Origin of the sequence: Pseudonocardia petroleophila, from assembly GCF_014235185.1 — a bacterium.
Taxonomy (GTDB): Bacteria; Actinomycetota; Actinomycetes; order Mycobacteriales; family Pseudonocardiaceae; genus Pseudonocardia; species Pseudonocardia petroleophila.
The window spans coordinates 3,589,335-3,613,511 of record NZ_CP060131.1 but is presented as its reverse complement, the minus strand read 5'-3'; the positions used below and the strand labels follow the sequence as shown (position 1 = coordinate 3,613,511).

Sequence of the window (24,177 nt, the reverse complement as noted above, 5' to 3'; positions counted from 1 at the left end):
GACGAGGAGACCGACCATGATCCGAGCGTTCCGAGGCGGGCGGCCGGCCGCCGCCGCACTGATCGCCACCACCGCAGTGCTGCTCGCGGGCTGCGGCGGCGGCGAGCAGGCCGCCGCGGGGGCCGCCGGCCGACCCGCGGAGTTCACGATCGACTTCGTCCTCGACCAGACCGGCGTCGCCCAGACGTTCACCGGTGCCGTCCGCCAGGGCTGGGACCTGCGGATCGACGAGGCCAACGCGAACGGTGACGTCGAGGGCGTCACCCTCGCCACCCGGATGCACGACTCGCAGAGCGACCCCCGCGTCGGCGCCGGTGTGATGACCGAGGTCGCGGGCTCCGACGCGCCGATCGCCGTCTTCGGGACCGGCAGCAACGTCGCACCGGCCGTCGCCCCGATCGCGCAGCGCGCGGGGCTGCCGCTCGTCACCATCTACTCCGGCAGCCCGGGCGTCGTCGACGCCGGCGACCAGATCTTCCGGGTCACCGCCCCCCAGGCGACCTACCACCAGATCCAGAGCACCTACTTCAAGGAGCAGGGCGTCAAGCGCGTCGCGATCATCTACAACAGCGACAACGGCACCCTGAAGAACCTCGCCGAGTCCTTCTACCCGGAGGCGGCCCAGCGCGACGGGTACGAGATCGTCAGCAGCTCCGGGGTGTCCGTCCAGGCCACCGACCTCTCCGCGGAGATGACCGGCGTGCTCGCCTCCCAGCCCGACGCCGTGCTCATGCTGGTGCTCAGCCAGCAGAACACCTCGGTGGTCACACAGCTGCGGCGCGCGGACTTCCCCGGGATCATCGCCGCCCAGCCCGGCATCGGCACCCAGGCGCTGGAGGCGCTCGGCGCCGAGGCAGACGGCGTCGTCTACCCGATCGACTTCTCCCCCGCCACGGCGTCGGAGACCGGCAAGGCGTTCGTCGACGCGTACACCGCCCGGTTCGGCGACGCCCCCGACACCTTCGCGGCATCCGGCTACGACGGCGCCTCCATGGTGATCGAGGCGCTGAACACGGCCACCTCGTTCGACCGGGAGACGCTGCACCAGGCCCTGCTCGACGTCTCCACCGCCGGGTTCGACGGCGCGGCCGGCCCGGTCCGCTTCGAGGAGCGCGACGCACGCGTCGACGGCGTCATGGTCCGCTGGGAGGGCGGCCAGGAGACCCTGCTGACCAGCTGACCGCTGCCGACGACCGAGGAGTGAATGTGGGCATCGACGTCGAGAACCTGGTCGGGCGGCGCAACGACAACCGCTGGGACCGGACGGCGGTCGGGGACATCCTGGAACGGCTGGCCTGGAGCCTGCCGGACGAGGACGCGATCGTCGCCACCCCGGACGCGGTGGCCGACCCGCGCTACGCCCGCGTCACCTACCGCCAGGCCGACCGCATCGCCAACCGCGTGGCCAACGCGCTGCTGGCCCGCGGCCTGGCCCGGGGTGACCGGGTCGCGATGCTCTGCGAGAACTCGGTCGAGGCCTACCTCACCAAGATCGGCATCGCCAAGGCGGGCCTGGTCGCGGTGCCGATCAACACGATGATGGCCGACGACATGGTCGAGCACATGCTCCGCCACGTCGAGGCCCGGGTCGCGGTGGTCGACGCCGACCGGTGGGTCGATCGCGGTGCCCCGTTCGTCGCGGCCGGTGTGGAGCCGGCCGCGGCGGTGCGGGGCACCGTCGCGCCGCCGGAGGGGGCCGTCGACTTCCACGACTGGATCTCCGGCGTCGCCGACACCGAGCCCGACGTGCGCATCCACGGCGACGACATCTGGGAGATCCTGCCGACCTCGGGCACCACGTCCCTGCCCAAAGCGGTGATGATCTCCCACAGCTACTCCTACGCCGCGGCGTCGAGCCACGCGCTGTCCTACAGCCGCGGCCTCGACGTGGAGTCCGACCTGCGGCTGTGCACGTACCTGCCGGTGGTGTTCCACATCGGCGACCACGCGTTCGTCCTGTCGGTGTTCCTCTCCGGCGGAACGGTGCTGCTCGGCCGCAGGCCATCCGGGGCGGCGGTGGCCGCGACCGTGACCCAGGAGCGCGCCACCTGCCTGTGGGGCGGCTCGCCGCAGTTCCTCGGCGACGTCGCGCGGGCGGCGACCGCCGACCCCGACGGCGTCGACCTGAGCAGCCTCGCGGTCGTCGTCTACGGCTGGGCGGCGATGGACCCGGCGCTCTCCACGTCACTCACCGAGCTCTGCGGCGGAACCCTGCACTTCGTCGCGATCTTCGGGCAGACCGAGGCCATCGCGTGCCACCGCTGGTGGCCCACCCGGCGTCCCGAGCTGCACGCCCGCACCGCGCCCGCCACGAACTACGTGGGTGTGCCGACCCCGCTGCTCGGGTCCACCGTCGTCGACGCCGAGGGGCGCTCGCTGCACGACCGCCCCGGCGAGGCCGGCGAGGCCGTGTACCGGTCCCCGGCCATGACCTCGGGCTACTACCGCGACGAGACCGCCACCCGGGACGCGTTCCGCGACGGCTGGTTCCACAGCGGCGACATGTGCACCTACGGCGAGGACGGCCTGCGGATCATGGTCGACCGCTACAAGGACGTCGTGAAGTCTGGCGGCGAGAACGTCTCCAGCATCCGGGTCGAGTCGGTGCTGGTCCAGCACCCGGCAGTCGGCCGAGCGGCCGTCGTCGGGGTGCCGGACGAGCGGTGGGGCGAGGCCGTCGTCGGGGTCGTCGTGCCGACCGGTTCGCTCGACGAGCAGGAGGTGATCGCGTTCTGCCGGGAGCGACTCGCCGGGTACGAGACACCGAAGCGCATCGTCGTGGTCGACGACCTGCCCGCCACGGTGGGCGGCAAGGTGCTCAAGTACCGCCTGCGCGCCGAGCTGGCCGGATCGTGACGCCGGACGTGCTCTACGCCGTGGCCGACGGCGTCGCGACGATCACCCTCGACCGGCCCGCCGTGCACAACGCGTTCCGCGAGCAGACCATGCGCGAGCTGATCGACGCCTTCGACCGCGCCGACGCCGACCCCGCCGCCGGGGTCGTGGTCCTCACCGGAACCGGGGACAAGGCGTTCTCCACCGGCGGCGACGTGGCGATGGAGGACGCGTTCGACCCCGCCGAGGGTCGGCGGATGGCGCGGGTGCTGATCCGGCTGGCCGAGGCGATCCGCGGCACCGGCAAGCCGGTGATCGCCAAGATCCGCGGGTGGTGCGTCGGCGGCGGCAACGAGCTCAACATCATGTGCGACCTCGCCGTCGCCGCCGAGTCCGCCCGGTTCGCCCACACCGACAGCCGCCTGGGCAGCTCCCCGATCTGGTACGGCACCCAGCTGCTCCCCCGCCTCGTCGGTGACCGCCGGGCCAAGGAGATCCTGCTGCTCGGCCGGCACTACACCGCCACCGAGGCCGCCGACATGGGCTGGATCAACGCCGCCGTGCCCGACGACGAGCTCGACGCCGTCGTCGCGCAGTGGTGCACCACCCTGCTGGGCCACAGCCCGCAGGCCATGCGTCTGACGAAGGCGTCGGTCGACAGCGCCGCCGACCTCGCCCTGCCGTCGGTGCGCCAGGGGTTCGAGGCCCTCACCGGCTTCTACGGCACGACCGAGTTCCACGAGGGCACGACCGCGTTCCTCGAGCGCAGACCTCCGCGGTTCCACTGACCCGCTGCGCACACCTGCCGAGACGTCCTCCATCAGGGCGCAACCACGCATCGACCACGGTTCGACAGCAGACACACCCCCCGGTCGACGGTGTTCGCGAAGATCGACGACTGAGTGACTCACTGAGTGACCACGGGCTCGGATCCGGCTGGACCTCCCGGGACGAACCAGGACCCGAAAGCCCTCTGAGCTGCGCGCATGTACCAGTGGCGAGGTCGACGGACCTGCATGACACCTGAGGCCTGGTCAGCGCCCCAGCTGGGGATCCTGACCAGGCCTTCTCGGCGTTCTGGGTGGGTCTGGGCAACTGTCTCGACGCCGGCCCGGGACGACGCGGTTCGTCGCCGTCGCGCCCTCCTCGATGACTGGTCGTGGTTGCGCCGGGCGAGAGGCGGATCGGTTGCCGGCTCGACGTGGTCCACCGCGACGACACCGCTTCCGGCCTGCAGCGAGCGGGGCTACCGGGGGCTCATCGCAGGGGTAGCCGGGCGGTCAGCAGCCACGTCGTGTCGTCGGCGACGACCTCCGCGCTGCCGCCGAGCTCCTCGGCGCGCTCCGCGACCGACCGCAGGCCGACACCGGTCCGGTAGCCGGCCGGGGCTCCCCCGTCGTCCTCGACGGCGACGATCAGGACGTCCGGGCGGTGCTCCAACCGGACCCGCACCCGAGCACCGCGCGAGTGTCGTTGGGCGTTGGCGATGCCCTCCATGGCGATGCGGTAGGCGGCGAGCTCCACGGCCGGGGTGAGGCCGGGCAGCGGACCAGGTGCGTCGACGGTGGTCGGCAGGGGATGGGCGCTCGCCGCCCGTTCCCGCACCGCGCCGAGCAGGCCCCGCTCCTCCAGCGCGAGCGGGCGCAGGCCGTAGACGACCCGGCGCACCTCGTCGAGCGCTCCGCGGACGCCGGCGCGCACGTCGGCGAGCAGCGCGACAGCGGCGTCCGGGTCCCGGTGCACCAGGTTCGCCGCCGCGTCGGCGCGGAACGCGGCGTCGGTGAGGGTGGGGCCGAGCCCGTCGTGCAGATCCCGGTGCAGCAGGGCCCGCTCGCTCTCCCTGGCCCGCACGACGCCCGCCCGGGAGGTGCGCAGCGCCTCGGCGAGGGCGGACTCCCGCAGCAGCAGCGCGATCGGGCCCGCGAGCACCGAGAGCGCCGCGCTGTCGTCGCGGTGCAGGGAGAACTCCCCGGTCCGCAGGGTGATCCCGAGGGTCCCCACCTGCTCCCCGCGGCTGGTCAACGCGATCTCGGCGTACCCGGTCCGGATGTGCGGCGGGCCGGTCGCCTCCCGGGGCGGCGCCGTCGCGAGCACCTCACCGGCCGGGTCGCGCACCTCGAGACCGGGCAGCCGCAGCGTGGACCGGGCCTGCTCCAGGACGTCCCCGAGGCCCGCGGCGTCCCCGAGCCGGCGACCGACCAGCTCCGCGGCGACCGCCGGGTCGGCCCGCCTGCCGTAGAACGCCCGGGTGACGCCGCGGCGCAGCACGTCGCGCAGCGGACCGAGGGCGAACGCGACGACGAGCACGGCCGCCACCGGCCCCCACCCGGCCCGGTCCACCGGGAACAGCCACGTCGTCGCCGCGGCGACCACCGCGTACACCCCGAGGAGCGCCGCGACGAGCGCGCCGTAGAGCACCGTGCGGGCCACCACGACCCGGATGTCGAGCAGGTTGTGGCGCAGGATCCCGATCGCCATCGCCACCGGCACGCACGCGAACGCGAGCAGCCCGAACTCGGGACCGGTGCCGGACACCGCGCGTTCGAGGTTGACCGCGACCAGGACCAGCACCGCGAGCAGCAGCCAGAGCACCTGGCCACGGACCGCCTCGTCCCCGCGGCGGTACCGGCCCACGAGCGCGCCGACCGCGACCGCCGTGAGGGCCAGGTCGGCCGGGGCGAGGCCGCCGGTGGCCAGCACCCCGTCCGGGTCGACGAGCTGCGCCCCGACCGACACGACCAGCAGCCCGACCGCGGCCCACGGGTACCAGCGCCAGCGCCGTGACGGCAGCCGCCCGTCCGGGTACAGCACGAGCAGGAGCTGGAACAGCGGTCCCAGCCCGAACAGCCAGCCCACCCCGGCCAGCACGCCCAGCCCGTCGGACAGCCCGGGCAGCCCGGCGTCGAGGGCGGGCCGGACGCCGGCGAGACCCACCCCGGACAGCAGGTGGCCCACCCCGCCCACCGCCAGCAGCGGCACCAGCGACGAGCGGGGCCGGTGCCGCGCGATCACCGCCGCCGGTGCGAGGTAGCCCCCACCGACGACCAGGTTCGTGACCACGTAGGGCTCGATCGGGTGCCCCCGGCCCATCCCGACGGCGGCGACGGCGACGAGCAGGGCGACCAGCAGCACGCCGAGCGAGGCCAGCGCGAGCGCGGTGGTGCGCCCGGGAGCCGCCCCGTCGGTCATCGCGCCGGCTCCACCGGTCCCGTGCCGAGCCCCGCCTCGCGGGCCCGGACCACCGCCTCCGCGCGGGTGGCCACACCGAGCTTGCCGAACAGGGCCGACACGTGGTTGCCGACCGTCTTGGGCGACAGCCCCAGCCGGCCGGCGATCGTGGCGTTGCCCAGCCCACGGGCGACCAGGTCGAGCACCTCCCGCTCCCGCGGCGTCAGCCCCGCGAGCACCGTGCTCGGCGGCGTGCCCGCCCGGTGCAGCACCTGGTCGGCCACCGTCGGGCTGAAGATCGCCACTCCCCCGGCGACCGCCCGCACGGCCCGGTCGATCTCGGCGGACTCCGCGCCCTTGAGCAGATAGCCCCGCGCCCCCGCCGCCAGCGCCGCGGCCACCAGCGCGTCCTCGTCGAACATGGTCAGCACCAGCACCGCCGTGTCCGGCAGCTCGGCGCGGATCGCGCGCGTCGCGGCGACCCCGTCGAGATCGGGCATCCGCAGGTCCATCACCACGACGTCGGGCCGGTGCCGCCGGGCCAGCGCCACGGCGTCCCGACCGGTTCCGGCCTCGCCCACCACGACCAGACCCGGGAGCGTGTCCAGCAGGGCGATCAGCCCGCCGCGCACGATGGGGTGGTCATCGGCGACGAGCACCCTGATCTCACCCTGTCCGGCGGCCCGCGGCATCCGACGATTGTCCGGCACCGCACCCGGTACCGGGTAGGGGCGCGGTCCCGGGTGCACCCGGGAACTCCTCCCGGTCGCGCGGGTCCCGCCGGGGCGCGCACCCCGGGCGCCCGGAGCCCCTCCCCCGCGACGCTGGATCCGATCGCAGGCCCCGTCCCCACCAGGAGTCGCCATGTCCACCGACCCGCAGGCCCCACCCGTCCGTCCCGGCCCGGCGCCCGTGCGCGACCGCCGCACCCTGCGCCGCGTCGTCGGCGCCGTGCTGATGCCGGTCGGACCCGCCGCCGTCGCGGTGATCCGATCGGTCTACCCGCCCGACGCCGCCGCCGCCCTCGCCGCACCGTCGACGATGACGCTGGTGCTGTGGCTCGGACTCGTCGCCACGTTCACGCTGCTCCCGGGCGCGTACACCGCGCTGCACCTGCTCCGCCGCTACGTGCCCACCCTGGCGCTGTGGACCGCCGCCTTCCTCGTGCCCGGCTACCTCGCGATGTACACCCTCGGGTTCGTCGACACCGTCTACGCGATCGCTCCCGCGGCCGGTCTCACCGCCGCACAGGCCGAGGACCTGGTCGCTGCGGCCGACACGCTCGTCCCCCCGACGATCGCCCTGCTGGTCTTCGTCCTCGGGCACGTCGTCGGCACCGTGCTGCTCGGCGTGGCGGCCCGGCGGGCGCGGCTGCTCACCACGCCCGTCGCCACGCTGATGATCGCGTCGCAGCCGCTGCACGTGGTGTCCGTCGTCCTCGGGATGCCCCTGCTCGACCTCGTGGCGTGGGGGCTGACCGCGCTGGGCATGGGCGCGCTCGCGATCCGGGTGCTGCGCACCCCCGACGACGAGTGGGAGCTGCCTGCCTTCCCGCGCGTCGCGAGGTGATGCGGCAACGCCGTGCCCACCTCGCGACGCAACCCGCCGACCTGGCGACGCCGGCCTCCCCCTAGTCGTCGGCGCGTCCGGGCGGGCCGGCCACGTGGTCCCTGCCCCGGCCGTTCCCACCCGGGCCACCACCGTTCCCCGGCCGGCCCGCCTCCTCCTCGGACGGGGCGTCCGCGCCGGCGCTGCCGTCGTCGGCGTCCTCGACCGGGCGGGCCGTCGGGTCGTCGGTGGGGACCTGATCGGGAGAGCGTTCCGCACCGCCGACAGCCGGGACGACGGTGGCCTCGGTCGGCCCCGTTCCCTCGGGCACGGAGCGGGCGACCGGCGCCGCCTCGTCCTGGCGGCCCGTCGCAGGGCCGGTCGGAGCCATGGACGTCACCGGCGGAATGGCCGCCTCGGTCGGCGCCGACCCTTCGGCGACCGGGGGGCTCGGCGCCGAGGTCCCGTCCGCCCCTGCCACCCCGAGCGCGAGCACGCAGGCCGTCGCGGCCAACAGTCCACGACGCGAGCGGGAGCGGGGAGCAGACGCGCCCGGACCGCCGGTCGACGCCGCCGTGTCCGACAGCAGCGTCGCCACCTCAGCCGCTCCGGGGCGCTGCGCCGGATCGGTCCGGGTCATCGCCCCGATGGCCGACGCCAGCACCACCGGCAACCCGCCCGGGACCCGGGGCGACCGGCTCAGACGAGCCACAGCCGACTCCACCGCCGATCCCGGATACTCCCGTCGACCCGTCAACGCCTCGATCAACACCAGCCCCAACGCGTAGACATCAGTAGCCGGACCCACCTCCAGACCGGCCACCTGCTCGGGCGACATGTACGCCGCCGTCCCGACCACCGCACCCGCCGTCGTCGCCGTCGCCCCGTCCACCGCCCAAGCGACGCCGAAATCGGCCAACCGGGGCCGACCCCCGCCATCGAGCAGGATGTTCGCCGGCTTGACGTCCCGATGCACGAACCCGCCCACGTGCACCACCGCGAGAGCCGCCGCCACCACCGCACCCACCCGCCGGACCCGCTCCGCCCCCCACGCCCCCTCGACCAGCGCCTGCGCGAGCGTCGGCCCCTCGACCAACTCGGTGACGACGAACGGGCACGCACCGGTGGGATCACCGTCGAGCAGGCGGACCAGACCCGGGTGCCGCAACCGCGTCAGGGCCTCGACCTCGCGGCGACGCCTGCGGTGCTCCACCAGCGAGCCCCCGGCCGAGAACAGCTTGACCGCGACGAACCGCCCCGTGCGCACGTCCTCGGCACGACGGACCACCGCCGACGACCCGATCCCGAGGACCTCACCCAGCGCATAGCGCCCACCCAGGAGACCGTCCGCCCCCGGGGATCTCGTCGTCGTCACCCACACCGCATTCCCCGTTTGCACCGTCATCACGCCCGAGATCCCCGCCCTGTGCCGCCCGCACCTGCCTGATGCCGGCGCGACCGCGCACCGGGAGTCGTCACGCCACCGTTCGCGGTGGCCCACGTGATTTCCGTTGCGCAGGATGCACCTGTTCGGACCATCGCGATCGGCATTCGGACGGCGCCGCGCGGGCCGGGACGGCAGCACTCTGGGTTCATGACCGACTCGTGGAACAACGATGAACTCGTCGACGTGCTGAGGATGCTGCGGGCGCTGGTCGACGGTATCGACAACGGCACCTGTGCGGCCACCGACGCTCAGCGGGCACACGTCGCCGCTGCCGCCGAGGTCGTCTGCCAGCTCGCTGCCAGCGCATCCGCCGACGGCAGACGTCCATGACGGGCGCTGACCCGGTACCCGCGGGCTCCTGTGGCACAGGAACGAGCAGGCCAGGGCAGCCTAACCAGAAATCATTCCCTCGGCCACCAGAATGGAAGATCCGTGCGGAGCGGGCGCCACATCACGATCCGATACACGCCCGACTCCTCGTCGTGCGTTCGACCGGGTGAAGCTCCACACTCTGCATGCCCTGCAGCGAGCAGAGGTCTCATCAGGTAGAGGAAAGAATCATCATGACCGTCACCGGCATCATCACTGCGATCGTCATCGGCGCGATCATCGGCGTTCTGGCGCGGCTCATTCTTCCGGGTAAGCAGAACATCCCGATCTGGCTGACCATCGTGGTGGGAATCGTCGCCGCACTCCTCGGGACCTTCCTGGCCCGCGCCCTCGGCCTGCCGACAGCGACCAACGGCATCGACTGGATCGAGCTCATCGTCCAGCTCGTCCTCGCGGTCATCGGTGTCGCCATCGTCTCCGGCACCTACGGCCGGCGCGGCGTCGCTCGCTGAGTCCACCGGCGAGATCATGCGTCCCTTCCGGGACCGAGGGTGGACTCCTCGGTCCCGGCTCGGACACCGATGCCCTGAGCCCACACCGCGTCGAGTCCGCGGCTCGGCAGCAGCGCCTTCATCCCGAGGATGAACCGGGCGTCTGCGCCCACCAGGGCGCGCGGTCGCATCCGTCGCCGGGTCAGCTGCCGTTCCACGGCGACGGCGACCCGCTGGGGCGGCTTGGCGTTCTTGCGGATCTTTCCGATCAGCCGGCGCTCGCCGGCGAAGTGCGGCGCGTAGAGCGCCCGGTGGGGGCCGTCGAGGTCGGCCTCGAGCTCGTCGATCAGCTGGTCCATCCGATGCCACGGTTCGGTGTCGATGACTCCCGGCTCGACGAGACCGACCTGGACGCCGAAGGGACGCAGCTCGACCCGCAGGCAGTCGGCCACGGCCTCGGTCGCGTACTTCGAGGCGTTGTAGATCCCGGTGAACGGGAACGACACCCTGCCGTTGATCGAGGAGATGAAGACCACGCGGCCTCGGGCCTCCCGCAGCCGGGGCAGCAACGCCCGGGTCAGCGCGAGCGGCCCGATCAGGTTCACGTCGAACTGGCGGTGCATGTCGGCGGAGGACAACGTCTCGATCGGGCCGGCGACCGCGGCACCCGCGTTGTTGACCAGGGCGTCGAGCCGCTCGGGGAGCGCACGGTCGAGCGCGACCAGGTGCCCGGGGACGGTGACGTCGAGCTCGACCGGCGTGATCAGGTCGGACTCCGCGGTCAGCTCCTCGGCGGCGACGTCGGTGCGGACGCCGCCGAACACCCGCCACCCCGAGCGGGCCAGGTGGAGGGCGATGGCTCGGCCGATGCCGCGGCCGGCGCCGGTGACGAGGACGGTCCGAGCGCTCATGACGAGGCCTCCTGCTGCGACCTGCGGGAGAGGCCGACGACCCCGGTGGCGACCAGCCAGACACCGGCCAGGCCCGCGACGGGGAACAGCGGGTCGAAGGTGTCGACGACGGCGATCGTGGCGGTGGCGACGGCGAACGCGAGGCCGCCGATCAGGCCGAGGGCGAGGACGATCCGGTTGCCGAGTGAGCGGGTGAGGCCCCCGACGACGGCCAGTGCGGCGATCATCAGGCCCCATGCGGGGTTGACGACGGTCTCGACCCCCATGAAGGCGCCGACCAGCGGCGTCGTGACACCGCGCTCGAGTTCGGCGGCCTGGGTGGCGGCGAAGAGGTGGACCACGGCGCCGAGCGCGGCGACGACGGCGACCACCGCGCTGACCGGCAGCAGCCTGCCGAGGCGCTCCCGGAGCGTCGGGTCGCGCCGCAGCGCGAGCAGGCCGGCGGCGACGCAGACGAAGCCCAGCAGCGAGACGAGGTGGGCGGGGTACCACGCGGCGTCGACGAGCATCGAGTGCAGCTGCTCGGTCTTGTCGCCCCCGTCGCTGCCCGCGGGGTGCAGCGGGCCCCCGGCGAAGAACGCGGTGCCGCCGGCGATCAGCAGCACGTACCCGGTGCGGTGGAGGGGTGGGGTGGTCGGAGCGGTGGTGCGGGACTGAGGGGAAGTGGTCATGCGCCCACGCTCCGCCGAACCCGCTCACCGCACATGCGTGCGGACCCGGGACCGTTTCCAGGGTCAGCCCTGGTCAACCGAGGCCCGGTCCGTGCCACCATCTCGACATGAACCCGGCCCTCGCCGCCGACCGGGCGGGGTACGACGACGTGCCCCCGCTCGCGCGGGAGGCTGCGGTCGGCAGCCTGGGCCTGCTCGTGCTCGGGCTGGTCGCGTACGGCGCGACGCTGGACTTCCACGTCGGCAACCTGCACAACGCGTTGCTCGCGCTCACCTTCGCCGGTGTCGGGCTCTACGTGCTCCGCGCGCGGCCCGCGCACCGCGTGGGGCTGCTCTTCGTCGGGCTCGGGGTGGCGTCCGCGCTCATGTTCTTCGGCCGCCAGGCCGGACTGCACAGCCCCGCGCTGCCCGGAGGTGCGTGGCTGGCGTGGGTGTCGATCTGGCTGGTGCCGCTGGTGATGGCGGCCGCCGGCGTCGCGGTGATGGTGTTCCCGACCGGGCGGCACCTGTCGCGGCGGTGGCGGGCCGCGTCCTTCGCCATGGTCGGGCTGGCGATCCTGGTCGCGTTCGCGTCGGCCCTGTGGCCGATCGAGGACGACTGGCGCCGCGGCGGCCTCACCTTCCCGTTCGACATCGGCGGTGCGGACGCCGCCCGGACCGTCGCCGCGCCGCTGATGCTCACCTGCTACGTGGGGTTCCAGGTCCTGTGGGCCGCGGCGGTCGTCGTCCGGCTGCGCCGGGCCGACGGCGACGAGGCCCGTCAGCTGCGCTGGTTCGTGTTCGCCGTGACCGTGTCGGTGCTGGTCCTGGTCACCGGGGACCTCGCATGGGGCACGCCGCTGCCCGGGTTGCTCACGCTCCCGCTGGTGCCGCTCGCGGCGGGGGTGGCGATCGTCCGGTACCGGCTCTACGACATCGACCCGGTGATCAACAAGACCCTCGTCGGCGGCGCGATGGTGCTGCTGATCTCCGTCGGCTACGTCGGCGTGGTGGTCGGGGCGGGTGCGCTGGTCCCGGTGTCGGACCGGGTGCTGGCCCTCGTCGCGACGGCGGCGGTGGCGGTCGCGTTCGAGCCCGTTCGACGACGCGCCCAGGCCCTGGCCGATCGGCTCGTCTACGGCCGGCGGGTCACGCCGTACGAGACGCTCTCGCGGCTCTCCGCCCAGCTGTCCCGCAACGACGAGGGGCTGCTGGTGGGCCTCGCCGCCACGATCGGGGGCGGCGTCGGCGCCTCCGAGGTCGTGGTGTGGGTCGGTGACGCGGAGCGCATGCAGGCGGTCGCCGCGTGGCCCGCACGGCCACCCGTGGGTCCGCGCTCGCTCGCCGAGCTCGGGAGCCGCCGCGAGCTGGTGCGACCGGTCCGCCACGACGGCGTCGTGCAGGGGGCGCTCGTGCTGACCACGACGCCGGGTGTGCCGCTGACACCGGCCGAGGACCGGCTCCTGGGCGACCTGGTCGCGCAGACCGGGCTCGTCATCGACCACCGGGCCCGCCTCGAGCAGGTCGCCCGCCAGGCCTCCGAGCTGCAGGCGGCGGCCCGCCGGATCGTCACGGCCGAGGACTCGGCGCGGCGTCGGATCGAGCGCAACCTCCACGACGGGGTCCAGCAGCGGCTGGTGTCGCTCGGCATGGCGCTCGGAGCGATGGTCGAGCGCGCAGCGGCGACGGGCTGTCCCGACCTGGTGCGGGAGGCCGAGCACGCCCGCCGGCAGCTGCTGGACGCGACCGCCGAGCTGCGCGACACGGCACGCGGGCTGCACCCGGCGGTGCTCACCCTGGACGGGCTCGACGCCGCCCTGGCCAACCTCGTCGACCGGTCACCGGTCCTCGTCCGGCTCCACGTCGATCTCGACCGGAGACCACCCCCCGAGGTCGAGGCCACCGCCTACTTCCTGGTCAGCGAGGCGCTGACCAACGCGGCCCGCCACGCCGGCGCGAGCGTCGTCGACGTCGACGTGTCGCTCGACGGAGACCGCCTCACCGTCGAGGTGAGCGACGACGGGGCCGGAGGCGCCGAGCTCGAACCCGGTGGCGGTCTGCACGGGCTCGCCGACCGGCTCTCCGCCCTCGGCGCGCGGCTGCAGGTCGTGAGCCCACCCGGCGGGGGGACCACGGTCCGGGCGGAGCTGACGTGCGGGTAGTCCTCGCCGACGACGCCGTGCTCCTGCGCGAGGGGCTGGCGCGGATACTCACCGACTCCGGCTTCGAGGTGGTCGGCCAGGCCGGCGACGCACCGTCACTCGTCGACCTCGTCCGGTACGAGCCTCCCGACGTCGCCGTGATCGACCTGCGGATGCCGCCCGGGTTCGCCGCCGAGGGCATCGACGCCGCCGCCGAGATCCGCGCGTTCGCGCCGTCCGTCGGACTGATGCTGCTGTCCCAGCACGTGGAGGTCCATCACGCGCTGCGGCTCATGACCGACTTCGACGGGGGTGTGGGCTACCTGCTCAAGGACCGGGTGTTCGACCTCACCGCGTTCGCCGCCGACGTACGGCGCGTGGCCGGCGGTGACGTCGTCCTCGACTCCGAGCTCGTGGGTCGGCTGGTCGCCCGGCGCCGCCGCGACGACCCGCTCGACCGGCTCAGCGCACGCGAGCGCGAGGTGCTCGCCCTCATGGCGCAGGGCCTCACCAACGCCGGCCTCTGCGCGGACCTGCACCTGAGCGCCAAGACCGTCGAGGGGCACGTCCGCAGCATCTTCACCAAGCTCGACCTCGACGCCGACGAGCGCTCGCACCGGCGGGTGCTGGCGGTGCTGCGGTTCCTGCGCGGCCAGACCCCGTCCCGCGATGTCCGACGGTGACGGCACGGGTCGCGGGTCGGCGCGCCCTCTCCCCGGGAGCGCCGACACGGCCGAGCTCCGGGACGCGACACCGGCCGACGCCCACGCCGTCGCCACCGTCATCGTGCGCTCCTGGCGCGTCGCCTACCGCGGCCAGCTCCCCGACGACGTCCTCGCCGACCTGTCCGTCCCCGACCGGGAACGGCTCTGGTCGGAGATCCTGACCGGCCCACCACGCACCCGGACCGTCGTCGCGACGATCGGACCCGTCGTCGTCGGCGTCGCGGCGACCGGGCCGCCCCTCGTGCCGGCCGACCGCGGCGACCCCACCGTCGGCGACCTCTACGCGCTCTACCTCGACCCCGACCTCTGGAGCCGGGGTCTCGGGACCCGGCTGCACGCCGCCGCCCTCGACCGCCTCCGGTCGGGCGGCTGCACCCACGCCGGCCTGTGGGTCCTCGCGACCAACGAACGCGCATTGCGCTTCTACCACCGCCACGGCTGGATCGACACCGGCCGGACCCAGGTCGACCGCGGACCCGGCGGTGTCGAGCTGCACGAGCGACGACTCCGCCGCAGCCTGACCGCCACGGGCCGCGACGATGGTTCGCGGAGTCCGGCTGGGTGATCCCGACGCAGTGCCGCGTGGGCCGTCCGGCGGTTGCGACCCGGCGTAGTGTGAGTCGCCTCACATTCAGACCTCTGACCAGGAGGAACCCCCATGGCTCGCATGATGATCGACTGCAGGGACGTGCCCAGCGACAGCAACTGCACGCTCGCGATCGCCGGGGACGACGTCGACGACCTGCTGGACGCCGCGGTGCTGCACGCCACGAGCAAGCACGGCCACGCGGACTCCCCCGAACTCCGCGAGGGCATCCGTGGTGGACTCAAGCCGGTCGAGACCGCGATGGCCTGACCGGTCAGTGCCGGTGCCCGGGGTCGTCGACGAGCAGGACGAACCACGGCGTCGGGAACAGCCGCCAGCGCCCGCGCACGAGGACCAGCGCGTCGACGTCGATGCCGGACGCGGCGCCGGGCTCGGTGAAGGTGATCCGGTGCAGGACGAGCCCGGGCCGCAGGTGCGGGGCGACGTCGCGGTAGCCGCTGGGGAAGGTCGCCGCCGCGCCCGTGCCGGCGGCGAGCTCCTCGACGCCGACCGAGGTCACGCGGTGCGCGGTCTGGGTGCGGGTCGGCGGGACCACGCGCGGGTGCAGCCAGTAGCCGTCGTAGTGCCGGACGGCCGCGACGACCGTGTCGGCCGCGAAGACCTCGGCGACGTCCGCGGGATCCGGACGCAGCCGGGCCAGCAGCGCGGCGAGGTCGGGGGTGTCGGCGACGACCTCCGCCGCCAGCGCGTCCAGGCCCGCGACGCCGCCGCCCGGCCCGTCGTCGCACGCCGTGGCGGCCACCGCGGCGACGGCGAGCAGGAGCACCCGCGCCAGCTCGCGCCTGCCCAGCTCGGGTCCGCCCGGCTGCGCGGGGTCGTGGACCGGGACGCGCATGCTCCTCCACGACGCTCGGCTGCGGGAAGTGTCGCCGACCGCACCGCGCGCGTCCACCGACCGTCGGGTCAGTGGCAGTGGTCCTCGTGGTCGACGTGGTCGTCCTGCTCGATCTGCAGCGTGCTGTGGTCGAGGCCGAAGCGCTCGCGCAGCACGCCCGCCGCGCAGTCGAGCACCGACGCCTCGCCGCAGCGGACGTGGACGGCCTCGTCGACGACCAGGTGCGCCGACACCGACGGCCGCCGGTCGTTGATCGACCAGACGTGCAGCTCGTGCACGTCCCGGACGCCGGGGACGTCGAGCAGCGCGTCGTGGACCTCGGCGGTGTCGATCCCGCGCGGCGCACCCTCCAGCAGGACGTGCCCGACCTCGCGGAGCAGCCCGACCGTGCGCGGCAGGATCAGCGCGACGATGAACAGCGAGGCCACGGTGTCGGCGTAGGGCCAGCCGGTGAGCAGCAGCACGACGGCGGCGGCGAGCACGCCGACGGAGCCGAGCGCGTCGCCGAGCACGTGCAGCATCGCGCCGCGCATGTTCATGTTGCGGCGGTCGCCCCCGGCGAGCACGACCAGCGAGACGAGGTTGCCGACCAGCCCGAGCGCGCCGACGACCAGCAGCGGCAGGCCCGGCACGTCGGCGGGTTCGACGAGCCGCCCGACGCCCTCCACCGCCACCCAGACGACGACGGCCACCAGCGTGATGGCGTTGATCCCCGCCACCAGCACCTCGACCCGCCCGAGCCCGAACGTCCGCCGGGCGTTGGCGGGGCGCTGGGCGAGGATCGAGGCGACGAACGCGGCGGCGAGCGCCCCGGCGTCGGTGAGCAGGTGCCCGAGATCGGCGAGCAGGGCGAGCGACCCGACGATGACGGCCCCGACCGCCCCGACGACGGCGGTGAGCAGCGTGATCGCGAGGGCGATCGCCAGACGCCGGCGGTCGGTGTCGGCGGAGTGCCCGTGACCGTGCCCGTGACCCATGGCCGACACGGTACTCATGCGCATCCGTGCATGTCTACGTCACCCCGCGGGGAGGCGGCGGCGCAGCAGGTAGGTGTCCATGATCCAGCCCTTGCGGGCGCGGTGCTCCGCGAACAGGGCGACGATCCGGTCCCGCACCGCGTGCAGGTCGCCGCGGACGAGCACCTCGTCGGAGGTGCCGAGGTAGGCGCCCCAGTAGATGTCGAGGTCGCGGTCGGGCAGGGCGGCGAACGCGTTGCCGCTGTCGAGCATGACCACCACGTCGTCGACGTCGGCGGGCATGCCCCCGGCGGCGAGCCGACGCCCCGTCGTCACCAGGAACGGCGAGCCGACGCGGTTGAGGATCAGCCGGTGCCGGGCCGCGAGCACCTGCACGCTGCTGATCCCGGGGACCGACACGATCTCCAGCGGGGTGCGCTCCGCGATGGCCTCCAGGATGCGCAGCGTGCCGTCGTAGAGCGCGGGGTCGCCCCAGACGAGGAAGCCGCCGACGCCGTCACCGGGCAGCTCGGCCTCGATCATCTCCGCGTAGACGGCCTCGCGGCGGCCCTGCCAGTCGACGACCGCGTCGGTGTACGCGGCCGCCCGCCGGTCCCGGGGCGGGTCCGGGGCGACCACGACCCGGTGCGGACGGGCGACGTGGCGCTCCAGCAGCTCCGCCCGCAGGCCCGCGAGATCGGACTTCGCCTCGCCCTTGTCGATCGTGAAGAACACGTCGACGCGGTTCATCGCGGAGACGGCGGCCAGGGTCAGGTGCTCGGGATCGCCCGCGCCGATGCCGATGACGTAGACGGTGCGCACCGGGCGACGGTATCCCGCACCCAGCTCCGGGCCCCGGCCACGGTCTCGACCACCTCGACCTCGGCCGGGACGGGCGGGCGGGCGACCACGAGCACCGGCACCCCCTCCGCGCGGGCGGCCTCCAGCTTGGCCGCGGGCCCGCCGCTGTCCTTGGTGACGAGCACGTCGATCGCGTGGGCGCGCAGCAGGTCGCGCTCGTCGGCGACGGTGAACGGGCCGCGGGCGAGCACCGTCTCCATCCGGCGCGGCGCGGGCGGGGTGGGCGCGTCGATCGAGCGGACGAGGAACCACAGGTCCGAGTCGGCGAACGCGGCGAGCCCGCCGCGGCCGGTCGTCAGGAACACCCGCTCCCCCAGGCCCGGGAGCGCGGCCGCGGCCGCGTCGAGCGAGCCGACGACGGTCCACCCCGGCTCCGGCACCCATCCGGGTCGGCGCAGCACGACCAGCGGCACCCCGGCCGCGGCCGTCGCCGCGGCCGCGTTCGCGCTGATCCGCGCCGCGAACGGATGGGTGGCGTCGACGACGGCGACGACCCCGTGCTCCCCCAGCCAGGCCGCGAGGGCGTCGGGCCCGCCGAACCCGCCGACCCGGACCTCCCCCTCCGGGAGCAGCGGCTGCCGGACCCGCCCGGCCAGCGACGTGACGACATGCACCCCCGGCTCGCCGACCAGCCCGGAGGCCAGCCGGCGCGCCTCGGCCGTGCCGCCGAGGACGAGCACGGTGCGGTCCACGGCCCCATCCTCGCCGCTCCCGCCGGGGGGCGCAGCGGGGGCGGCGCCGCCTCGGCGGCGCGCGGGGTGCTGGCGGCCGTCGCGTGGGGGTGATCGTGCGGCAGGCGGTAGAGGCTCACCCGGCGGACCGGAGGCGCACATCCGGCGGGCTCGTATCGGGGTCGGGGGCGGGTCGCGGAGGCGGGGTCGCGGAGGCGGGGTCGCGGAGGCGGGGTCGCGGAGGCGGGGTCGCCGGGCCCAGGGGCCGGGGCGGGGCCACCGGGCCGGGACAGAGAGCGTTGGGGCCGCCGAGCCGCGGGCACGAAGGCCCGGAACTGCAGGTCGCGAATGCGGAGCCGTGAGCTGCCCTGCACGGGAGCCGCCGTCACTCGCTCGCGCCGCGGACAACTCGCCGGGAGACGTCCGAGCCCGCGCCGAGTTCGCTGGGGGGACCGGAGGACTGTGCCGGCCCGGTCACCGACACACCCCTGATCGCGGAGCGGGGCGGACCCTGCTGGATCGGCACGCGATCTGCGCCACCGGCCGACTCCCTACCGGCTGTGGACACGTGATCCGTGCAGATCCTCAGTCGAACACATGTTCGCATGATCCGACGTTTCTTGGTAGTATGCAGATATGTCCACCGCCCGTTCTGAACCGCCGACCGAGGCGGCGCTCGTCGAACGGATCGCGCTGCTCGAAGAACGGAAAGCGGCCATCGCCGCCGAACAGTCCGAGGCCGTTCTGGCATTCGCGATTGCACACGCCGAATCGCAGACCGCGGCCGGTGACGTCGACCCAGAGGCACTGGAACGCAGCATCGCCGCCCAGGTCGGGTTGGCCTGCCGGGTGTCGCCCACCGAAGGTCGACGCCGGGTCCGGATCGCGCGGGACCTGCACGCCGGGCACACGCGGGTCCGGGAACTCTTCGCCGCCGGACGGCTCAGCGAGTACCAGACCGCGACCATCGTCGCGGCCACCGCGCACCTCTCACCCGCCGAGCGGGCCGAGGTCGATCAGGAGCTGGCCGATCGCCGGGTCGAGGCCCTCGGCGTGCGCCGGATCCACGACCTCACCCGGTCCCTCGCCGCCCAGGTCGCCCCGGAGAAGTTCACCGCCCGCTGCCGGGCCGCCCGCACCGGCCGCCGGGTGTCGGTCCGCCCCGCCGCCGACGGGATGGCCGATCTGACCGCCCACCTGCCCGTCGAGGAGGCCGTGGCCTGCTACGCCGCCCTCGCCGCCGCGGTGAACGAGGTGGCGGTGCGGCCCGAACCGGTCACCCGGGGGCGCGGTCAGATCCTGGCCGACACCCTCGTCGAACGCCTCACCGGACAGGCCACCGCCCGGGACGTGAACATCGAGATCCAGGTGCTGGTCCCGGTCGAGGCTCTGATCGATCCGGACAGCCCGCTGCCCGCGCAGATCGCCGGCCACGGCCCCGTCCCGGTCGAGCTCCTCACCACCGGCGGTGGCCGGAGGACCTGGCGACGGCTGATCACCCGCGACGGAGTGGTGATCGGCGGGGACTCCCGCAGCCGCCTGTTCACCGGGCGGTTGGCCGCGTTGATCCGGGCCCGGGACGGGCATCGCTGCCGTGAACCGTACTGCGACGCCCCGATCCGCCACATCGACCACATCCGCCGCTGGAAAGACGGTGGCCGCACCGAGTTCACCAATGGACGCGGATTGTGCGCATTCCACAACCACGTCCGGGAAACCGCGGGATGGACCGTCGAGATCGCCGACGGAGTGGTCACGACGACGACGCCCACCGGTGCGGAGCACCTCTCCCGGATCTGTCCCGGGAGACCTCGTCGATCGGAGGTGCGCAGGAGCACCGACGCCGCCCGGTGGCGTTCACGGACACGACGTCACGCCGGGTGGACGAGCGCGGGCGGGCACGACCGGACGGTCCGGGCACGCCGCCGACCCCAGCCGGCTCCTTGACGAGGACGACCTCCGTCGCGGATCCGGAACCTCCGGCGTTGCGGCCCGGCGCCGACGCACGACCGCCGTCCACCCGGCCCGACGACGAGCCACCGCCGGGCCTCGACGACCGGGCCGGGTCCCGGCCCCGCCACCGGATGTGCGCGGCGCGCCCGCACCGGAGGTCCGCCACGCGAGCCCGCCGCCCCGCGCAACCGCCCCGCGCAATCGCCGCGGCCCTGGAGCGGGACGGCGCACCCGCCACCCGCTCCACACCGTGAGCGACCCGGCAGCGGCGGGCGGGCGACCCCGACGGAGCAGGCACCTCGACTGGGCAACCGGGGCCCGGTGCGGACATGATGATCGGCGAAACCCGACCTCAGGAGGACCAGTGACGCTGTCCAGCGGCGACCGCATTCCCGACGCGACCCTCATGACCATGACCCCCGACGGCCCCGCCCCGGTCAGCAGCACGGACGCGCTGGGCACCGGCACGGTCGTGCTGTTCGCCGTGCCCGGAGCGTTCACGCCGGCCTGCTCCGACCACCACCTCCCCGGCTACGTCCTGCGGGCCGACGAGCTGCGGGCCAAGGGCGTCGACACCGTCGCCTGCATCGCCGTCAACGACGCCTTCGTGCTCGGCGCGTGGGGCGAGTCGGTCGGCAACGACGGCAAGGTCCTCATGCTCGGTGACGGCAACGCGGAGTTCGCCACCGCCGCCGGCCTGGAGCTCGACGGCACCGGCTTCGGCCTCGGCACCCGCTCGCAGCGCTACGCCGCGATCCTGCGCGACGGCGTCGTCAGCGACCTGTTCGTCGAGCCCGTGCCCACCGAGGTGACCGGCAGCTCGGTGGAGTCGGTGCTCGAGAAGCTCTGAGTCGCCCGATCGCCGCACGGCCACCTCCACGCCGTCCCGCTGCGGGGAGGTGGCCGTGCGGCAACGGGGGTGGAGTCTCATCACGCGACGTCCGGTGCACCGGTGCGCACCTATGCTCGACCGGTGGCGACGCGGGCGGTCGAGGTGGAGGCGGCGCGACGGGCCTTCGTCGCCGGCAGCACCCGCGTCCCCGGCCCCGATCTGGTCGCCCCGGCCGTCGCCGCGTCCTGGGAGCGCTCGCGCGCCCACGCCGTCGACCCCGAGCGGATCACCGCGCACTTCCTCGGCCACCACCGCGACGTCTCCCGGCTCGTCACCTGCGCCGACGACGTCCTCGACGCGTTCACCACCGGCCACCCCGGGGCGGGCTGCTCGGTCGTGCTGCTCGACCCGGCCGGGGTGGTGCGCGCCCGCCGCGACTGCGACCGCGCGCTGGCCCGGCTGCTCGACGCGGTGCTGCTGGTGCCCGGCTACGGCTACGGCGAGCGGGCCGTGGGCACCACGGCGGCCTCGATCGCGCTGCACGACCAGGCCGACACCGCCCTCGACGGGGTCGAGCACTTCCACACGCAGCTCACCTGCCTGGCCGAGGCCGCGGCCGTCGTCACCGACCCGCGCACCGGAGGCACGGCGGGTGCGCTGACGGTCCTGTCCCACGACACCGAGCGCACGGCGCTCGCGCTCCCGCTGGCCCGGATGCTCGCCGACCGCGTCACCGAGGCGATGGCGGGCGAGCCGCACCGGGTGACGCGCGCGATCCTCGACCGCTTCACCGCCGAGCACGCCGCGGGCGGGTCCTGGGTGCTGGCCACCGACGGCGACTACGTCGTCACCAACGGGGCCGCGCGCCGGCTCCCGTCCGGCGACCAGCGGGTGCTCAGCGACCTGCTGCTGGCCAGCCTGGTGCTCGCCGACTTCACCACCCAGCACGTCGACCTGCCGTCGGGGCGGTGCGCGGAGATCGGGGTGCGCCCGGTGCACCTGGCCGGGACGTCGGTGGGCTGCGTGCTGACCGGCTCCCCCGCGGGCGAGCTCGCGGCGCCCCGGCCGCCGGAGAGCGTGCGCCGCCAGGGGTCGCACGTGGCGCCGACCACCCGGCGCGACTACGCGCAGGACCTGCACACCACCCGTCACGACCACGCGCAGGCCCGCATCCGGGCCAACCGCGAGCTGCTCTCGCCGTACCTGCGGGCGCGCCAGGAGGTCGTCGCGAGCATCCGGCAGGGCCGCAACCACCTGCTCATCGGCGAGCCGGGCGTCGGCAAGCGCACGCTGCTCGTCGAGCAGTTCCGGGCGGCGTACCCGACGGGGCGGGTCGTCACCGTCGACGGCGAGGCGTACGCGGGCGACGGCGACGTCCCCGAGCCGGACCTGGCCCGCTCCGCCGACGGCCGCCCCTGCCTGGTGCTGCTGCGCGCGATGAACCTGCTCACCCCGGTCGGGGCGCGGCGGCTCGACGAGGCGCTGCGCCCGCTCGTCGCGCTGCCGGAGGCGCCGCTGGTCGTCGGCTGCGTCGACACCCCCGCCGTCGACGCGACCCGCCCGTACGGCCTGCTGCTGCGCCACTTCCACGAGGTCACGCGCGTGCCGGCGCTGCGCTACCGGGCCGACGAGATCGGCGAGATCGCGCTGGCGGTGCTGCGGCGGCTGTCCGGGCGGCGGGCGCTGCGGCTGAGCCTGCAGGTCGTCCGGGTGCTGGAGGGCTACGCCTGGCCGGGCAACGTCAGCGAGCTGGAGGACGTGCTGCGCTACGTGGTGGCGCGCAAGCCCGTCGGGGAGATCCAGGCCCGCGACCTGCCGCAGCTGTGCTTCCAGGGCCGCAGCCGGAAGATGTCGATGCTGGAGGCCGCGCAGTGCGACGCGGTGATCCAGGCGCTCTACGAGTGCAACGGCAACCGGTACCGGGCCGCGGCGATGCTGGGCATCGCCCGGTCCTCGCTCTACCGCAAGATCGACGCGTTCGGCATCAGCTACATCGCCTGACGCCGAACGCGTCGCACCCGGCTACGGGGTGATGATCACCTTGAGGGCGGAGTTGGCCGCGGCGTTCTTGAACACGTCGTAGGCCTCGTCCATCTGGTCGAAGGTGAACGAGTGGGTGCCCATCTTCTCCGCCGGGATCCGCCCGCTGCCCACCATCTTCAGCAGCGTCGGGATCGAGACGGTGTCGACCAGCCCCATCGTGATCGTGACGTTCTGGATCCACATGTCCTGCATCGGCAGCTCCACCGGGGTGCCGTGCACGCCGATGTTGGCGATCACCCCGCCCGGCCGCACCAGCGACGCCGCCGTCAGCAGCGTCTCCGGGTAGCCGACCGCCTCGATCGAGACGTCGACGCCGAGGCCGTCGGTGAGCGCGATGACGTCGGCGACGGTGCCCGGCCCGACCTCGACGGCGTCGGTCGCGCCGAACTCGAGCGCCTTCTCCAGCCGGAACTTGTTGGAGTCGACCGCGATCACCTTCGACGCGCCCCACAGGCCCGTCGTGAGGATCGCGGACAGGCCGACGGCCCCCGCGCCGACGACGGCGACGGTGTCACCGGGCCGGACGTTCCCCGCGAGCACGCCGACCTCGTAGCCGGTGGGCAGCGAGTCGGCGAGGAAGATCGCCTGCTCGTTGGTGACCGAGTCGGGCACGAGGTAGAGCGAGGTGTCGGCGTAGGGCACGCGGACGAGCTCGGCCTGCGTGCCGTCGATGAGGTGGCCGAAGATCCACCCGATGCCGCCGACGGTCTGGCAGTGCGACGGCATGCCGCGCTGGCAGTACTCGCAGCGCCCGCACTTGGTGATCGCCGGGACCAGCACGCGGTCGCCGACGGAGAAGCCCTTCACCGCGTCGCCGATCGCGGTGACGGTGCCGACCGCCTCGTGGCCGAGGATGCGCCCGTCGGTCACGGCGGCGACGTCGCCCTGCAGGATGTGCAGGTCGGTGCCGCAGATCGTCGTGGTGTCCACCCGGACCACCACGTCGGTGGGGTCCTGGACGACGGCGTCCGGGACGTCCTCCCAGGCCTTGTTGCCGGGACCGTGGTAGACGAGTGCCTTCATGCGAACCTCCGTGGGTCGACGACCGATCCGGTCGACCGTAAGTGGCCCGGCTCACGCGGCACTGTCCCAGGATCGGACCATCGCCCGGCCGTCCCGGCCGGTGCCGGGGCCGGCTGTCCCGGGTCCGGGACACCGCCCCGGCGGGCGGCG

23 protein-coding genes are annotated in these 24,177 nt (G+C 74.3%); 13 read left to right on the top strand and 10 right to left on the bottom strand.

The genetic code is table 11. The annotated features are described in order from the left end of the window. The first annotated feature begins 16 nt into the window (after positions 1 to 16). From H6H00_RS18030 to H6H00_RS18020, 3 genes are read left to right on the top strand one after another with little or no spacing between them, the layout of a single operon-like run. Positions 17 to 1,180: an ABC transporter substrate-binding protein gene (locus tag H6H00_RS18030; protein WP_185716926.1), complete on the top strand. Its 1,164-nt coding sequence runs from the start codon at positions 17 to 19 to the stop codon at positions 1,178 to 1,180. Between the two features lie 26 nt (positions 1,181 to 1,206). Next, a complete protein-coding gene (locus H6H00_RS18025) occupies positions 1,207 to 2,856 on the top strand; it encodes an AMP-binding protein (RefSeq protein WP_255425240.1) in 1,650 nt (549 codons plus the stop codon). After that, positions 2,853 to 3,623 carry an enoyl-CoA hydratase/isomerase family protein gene (locus H6H00_RS18020; RefSeq protein WP_221775577.1) on the top strand — a complete coding sequence of 257 codons (771 nt, stop codon included), beginning with the start codon at positions 2,853 to 2,855 and terminating at the stop codon, positions 3,621 to 3,623. The genes H6H00_RS18025 and H6H00_RS18020 overlap by 4 nt, the downstream gene beginning before the upstream one ends. Positions 3,624 to 4,092: 469 nt before the next feature. On the opposite strand, the gene H6H00_RS18015 is transcribed toward H6H00_RS18020, so the two are convergent. Together H6H00_RS18015 and H6H00_RS18010 are read right to left on the bottom strand one after the other, a co-directional pair. Continuing rightward, complete coding sequence (locus H6H00_RS18015) at positions 4,093 to 6,024, bottom strand: sensor histidine kinase (RefSeq protein WP_185716924.1); 1,932 nt, start codon at positions 6,022 to 6,024, stop codon at positions 4,093 to 4,095. Next, the gene (locus H6H00_RS18010; RefSeq protein ID WP_185716923.1) at positions 6,021 to 6,695 is read right to left on the bottom strand and encodes a response regulator transcription factor; all 675 of its coding nucleotides are present in this window, start codon (positions 6,693 to 6,695) and stop codon (positions 6,021 to 6,023) included. Before H6H00_RS18010 ends, H6H00_RS18015 begins: the two co-directional genes overlap by 4 nt. Before the next feature lie 172 nt (positions 6,696 to 6,867). On the opposite strand from H6H00_RS18010, the gene H6H00_RS18005 reads away from it, so the two are divergent. Further along, entirely contained in the window at positions 6,868 to 7,572 is a 705-nt protein-coding gene (locus tag H6H00_RS18005; protein ID WP_185716922.1) for a hypothetical protein, read from the top strand. A 61-nt stretch (positions 7,573 to 7,633) separates the two neighbouring features. On the opposite strand, the gene H6H00_RS18000 is transcribed toward H6H00_RS18005, so the two are convergent. Beyond that, on the bottom strand, positions 7,634 to 9,136 hold the full coding sequence (locus H6H00_RS18000) for a serine/threonine-protein kinase (RefSeq protein WP_185716921.1): 1,503 nt from the start codon (positions 9,134 to 9,136) through the stop codon (positions 7,634 to 7,636). 9 nt (positions 9,137 to 9,145) lie between these two features. Between H6H00_RS18000 and H6H00_RS17995 the strand changes: the two genes are divergently transcribed. Both H6H00_RS17995 and H6H00_RS17990 read left to right on the top strand, forming a co-directional pair. Next, the gene (locus tag H6H00_RS17995) at positions 9,146 to 9,328 is read left to right on the top strand and encodes a hypothetical protein (protein ID WP_185716920.1); all 183 of its coding nucleotides are present in this window, start codon (positions 9,146 to 9,148) and stop codon (positions 9,326 to 9,328) included. Between the two features lie 233 nt (positions 9,329 to 9,561). Continuing rightward, positions 9,562 to 9,840, top strand: a complete 279-nt coding sequence (locus tag H6H00_RS17990) for a GlsB/YeaQ/YmgE family stress response membrane protein (protein ID WP_185716919.1) — start codon at positions 9,562 to 9,564, stop codon at positions 9,838 to 9,840. A 14-nt stretch (positions 9,841 to 9,854) separates the two neighbouring features. Here the strand turns inward: H6H00_RS17990 and H6H00_RS17985 are convergent, their stop codons facing one another. Both H6H00_RS17985 and H6H00_RS17980 read right to left on the bottom strand, forming a co-directional pair. Further along, positions 9,855 to 10,730 carry an SDR family oxidoreductase gene (locus H6H00_RS17985; RefSeq protein ID WP_185716918.1) on the bottom strand — a complete coding sequence of 292 codons (876 nt, stop codon included), beginning with the start codon at positions 10,728 to 10,730 and terminating at the stop codon, positions 9,855 to 9,857. Continuing rightward, positions 10,727 to 11,401 carry a hypothetical protein gene (locus H6H00_RS17980; RefSeq protein ID WP_185716917.1) on the bottom strand — a complete coding sequence of 225 codons (675 nt, stop codon included), beginning with the start codon at positions 11,399 to 11,401 and terminating at the stop codon, positions 10,727 to 10,729. Before H6H00_RS17980 ends, H6H00_RS17985 begins: the two co-directional genes overlap by 4 nt. A 107-nt stretch (positions 11,402 to 11,508) precedes the next feature. Between H6H00_RS17980 and H6H00_RS17975 the strand changes: the two genes are divergently transcribed. The 4 genes from H6H00_RS17975 to H6H00_RS17960 all read left to right on the top strand — a co-directional run bounded on the left by H6H00_RS17975 (position 11,509) and on the right by H6H00_RS17960 (position 15,102). Continuing rightward, positions 11,509 to 13,542, top strand: coding sequence for a sensor histidine kinase (locus tag H6H00_RS17975; RefSeq protein ID WP_185716916.1), 2,034 nt, complete (start codon positions 11,509 to 11,511; stop codon positions 13,540 to 13,542). Continuing rightward, positions 13,533 to 14,204, top strand: a complete 672-nt coding sequence (locus H6H00_RS17970; RefSeq protein ID WP_185716915.1) for a response regulator transcription factor — start codon at positions 13,533 to 13,535, stop codon at positions 14,202 to 14,204. Before H6H00_RS17975 ends, H6H00_RS17970 begins: the two co-directional genes overlap by 10 nt. Next, positions 14,191 to 14,811 (top strand): GNAT family N-acetyltransferase, encoded by a 621-nt coding sequence (locus tag H6H00_RS17965; protein WP_185716914.1) that lies wholly within the window; start codon positions 14,191 to 14,193, stop codon positions 14,809 to 14,811. Before H6H00_RS17970 ends, H6H00_RS17965 begins: the two co-directional genes overlap by 14 nt. Before the next feature lie 93 nt (positions 14,812 to 14,904). Beyond that, positions 14,905 to 15,102 carry a DUF1059 domain-containing protein gene (locus tag H6H00_RS17960; protein WP_185716913.1) on the top strand — a complete coding sequence of 66 codons (198 nt, stop codon included), beginning with the start codon at positions 14,905 to 14,907 and terminating at the stop codon, positions 15,100 to 15,102. 4 nt (positions 15,103 to 15,106) lie between these two features. Here the strand turns inward: H6H00_RS17960 and H6H00_RS17955 are convergent, their stop codons facing one another. From H6H00_RS17955 to H6H00_RS17940, 4 genes are all read right to left on the bottom strand, one after another. Further along, entirely contained in the window at positions 15,107 to 15,688 is a 582-nt protein-coding gene (locus tag H6H00_RS17955) for a hypothetical protein (RefSeq protein ID WP_185716912.1), read from the bottom strand. Positions 15,689 to 15,756: 68 nt separating this feature from the next. Further along, positions 15,757 to 16,665 (bottom strand): cation diffusion facilitator family transporter, encoded by a 909-nt coding sequence (locus H6H00_RS17950; protein ID WP_185716911.1) that lies wholly within the window; start codon positions 16,663 to 16,665, stop codon positions 15,757 to 15,759. Between the two features lie 39 nt (positions 16,666 to 16,704). Beyond that, positions 16,705 to 17,466 (bottom strand): precorrin-6A synthase (deacetylating), encoded by a 762-nt coding sequence (cobF, locus tag H6H00_RS17945; protein ID WP_185716910.1) that lies wholly within the window; start codon positions 17,464 to 17,466, stop codon positions 16,705 to 16,707. Then, the gene (locus H6H00_RS17940; RefSeq protein WP_255425239.1) at positions 17,415 to 18,197 is read right to left on the bottom strand and encodes a cobalt-precorrin-6A reductase; all 783 of its coding nucleotides are present in this window, start codon (positions 18,195 to 18,197) and stop codon (positions 17,415 to 17,417) included. The genes cobF and H6H00_RS17940 overlap by 52 nt, the downstream gene beginning before the upstream one ends. 615 nt (positions 18,198 to 18,812) lie before the next feature. Here H6H00_RS17940 and H6H00_RS17935 point away from each other — a divergent pair. The 3 genes from H6H00_RS17935 to H6H00_RS17925 all read left to right on the top strand — a co-directional run bounded on the left by H6H00_RS17935 (position 18,813) and on the right by H6H00_RS17925 (position 22,962). Beyond that, positions 18,813 to 20,123, top strand: a complete 1,311-nt coding sequence (locus H6H00_RS17935; protein ID WP_185716908.1) for an HNH endonuclease — start codon at positions 18,813 to 18,815, stop codon at positions 20,121 to 20,123. A gap of 370 nt (positions 20,124 to 20,493) precedes the next feature. Next, positions 20,494 to 20,979: a peroxiredoxin gene (locus H6H00_RS17930; protein ID WP_185716907.1), complete on the top strand. Its 486-nt coding sequence runs from the start codon at positions 20,494 to 20,496 to the stop codon at positions 20,977 to 20,979. Positions 20,980 to 21,102: 123 nt separating this feature from the next. Continuing rightward, positions 21,103 to 22,962 (top strand): AAA-type ATPase lid domain-containing protein, encoded by a 1,860-nt coding sequence (locus tag H6H00_RS17925; RefSeq protein WP_185716906.1) that lies wholly within the window; start codon positions 21,103 to 21,105, stop codon positions 22,960 to 22,962. A gap of 21 nt (positions 22,963 to 22,983) precedes the next feature. Here H6H00_RS17925 and H6H00_RS17920 read toward each other — a convergent pair whose 3' ends face one another. After that, entirely contained in the window at positions 22,984 to 24,027 is a 1,044-nt protein-coding gene (locus tag H6H00_RS17920; protein WP_185716905.1) for an alcohol dehydrogenase catalytic domain-containing protein, read from the bottom strand. Positions 24,028 to 24,177: the final 150 nt, after the last annotated feature.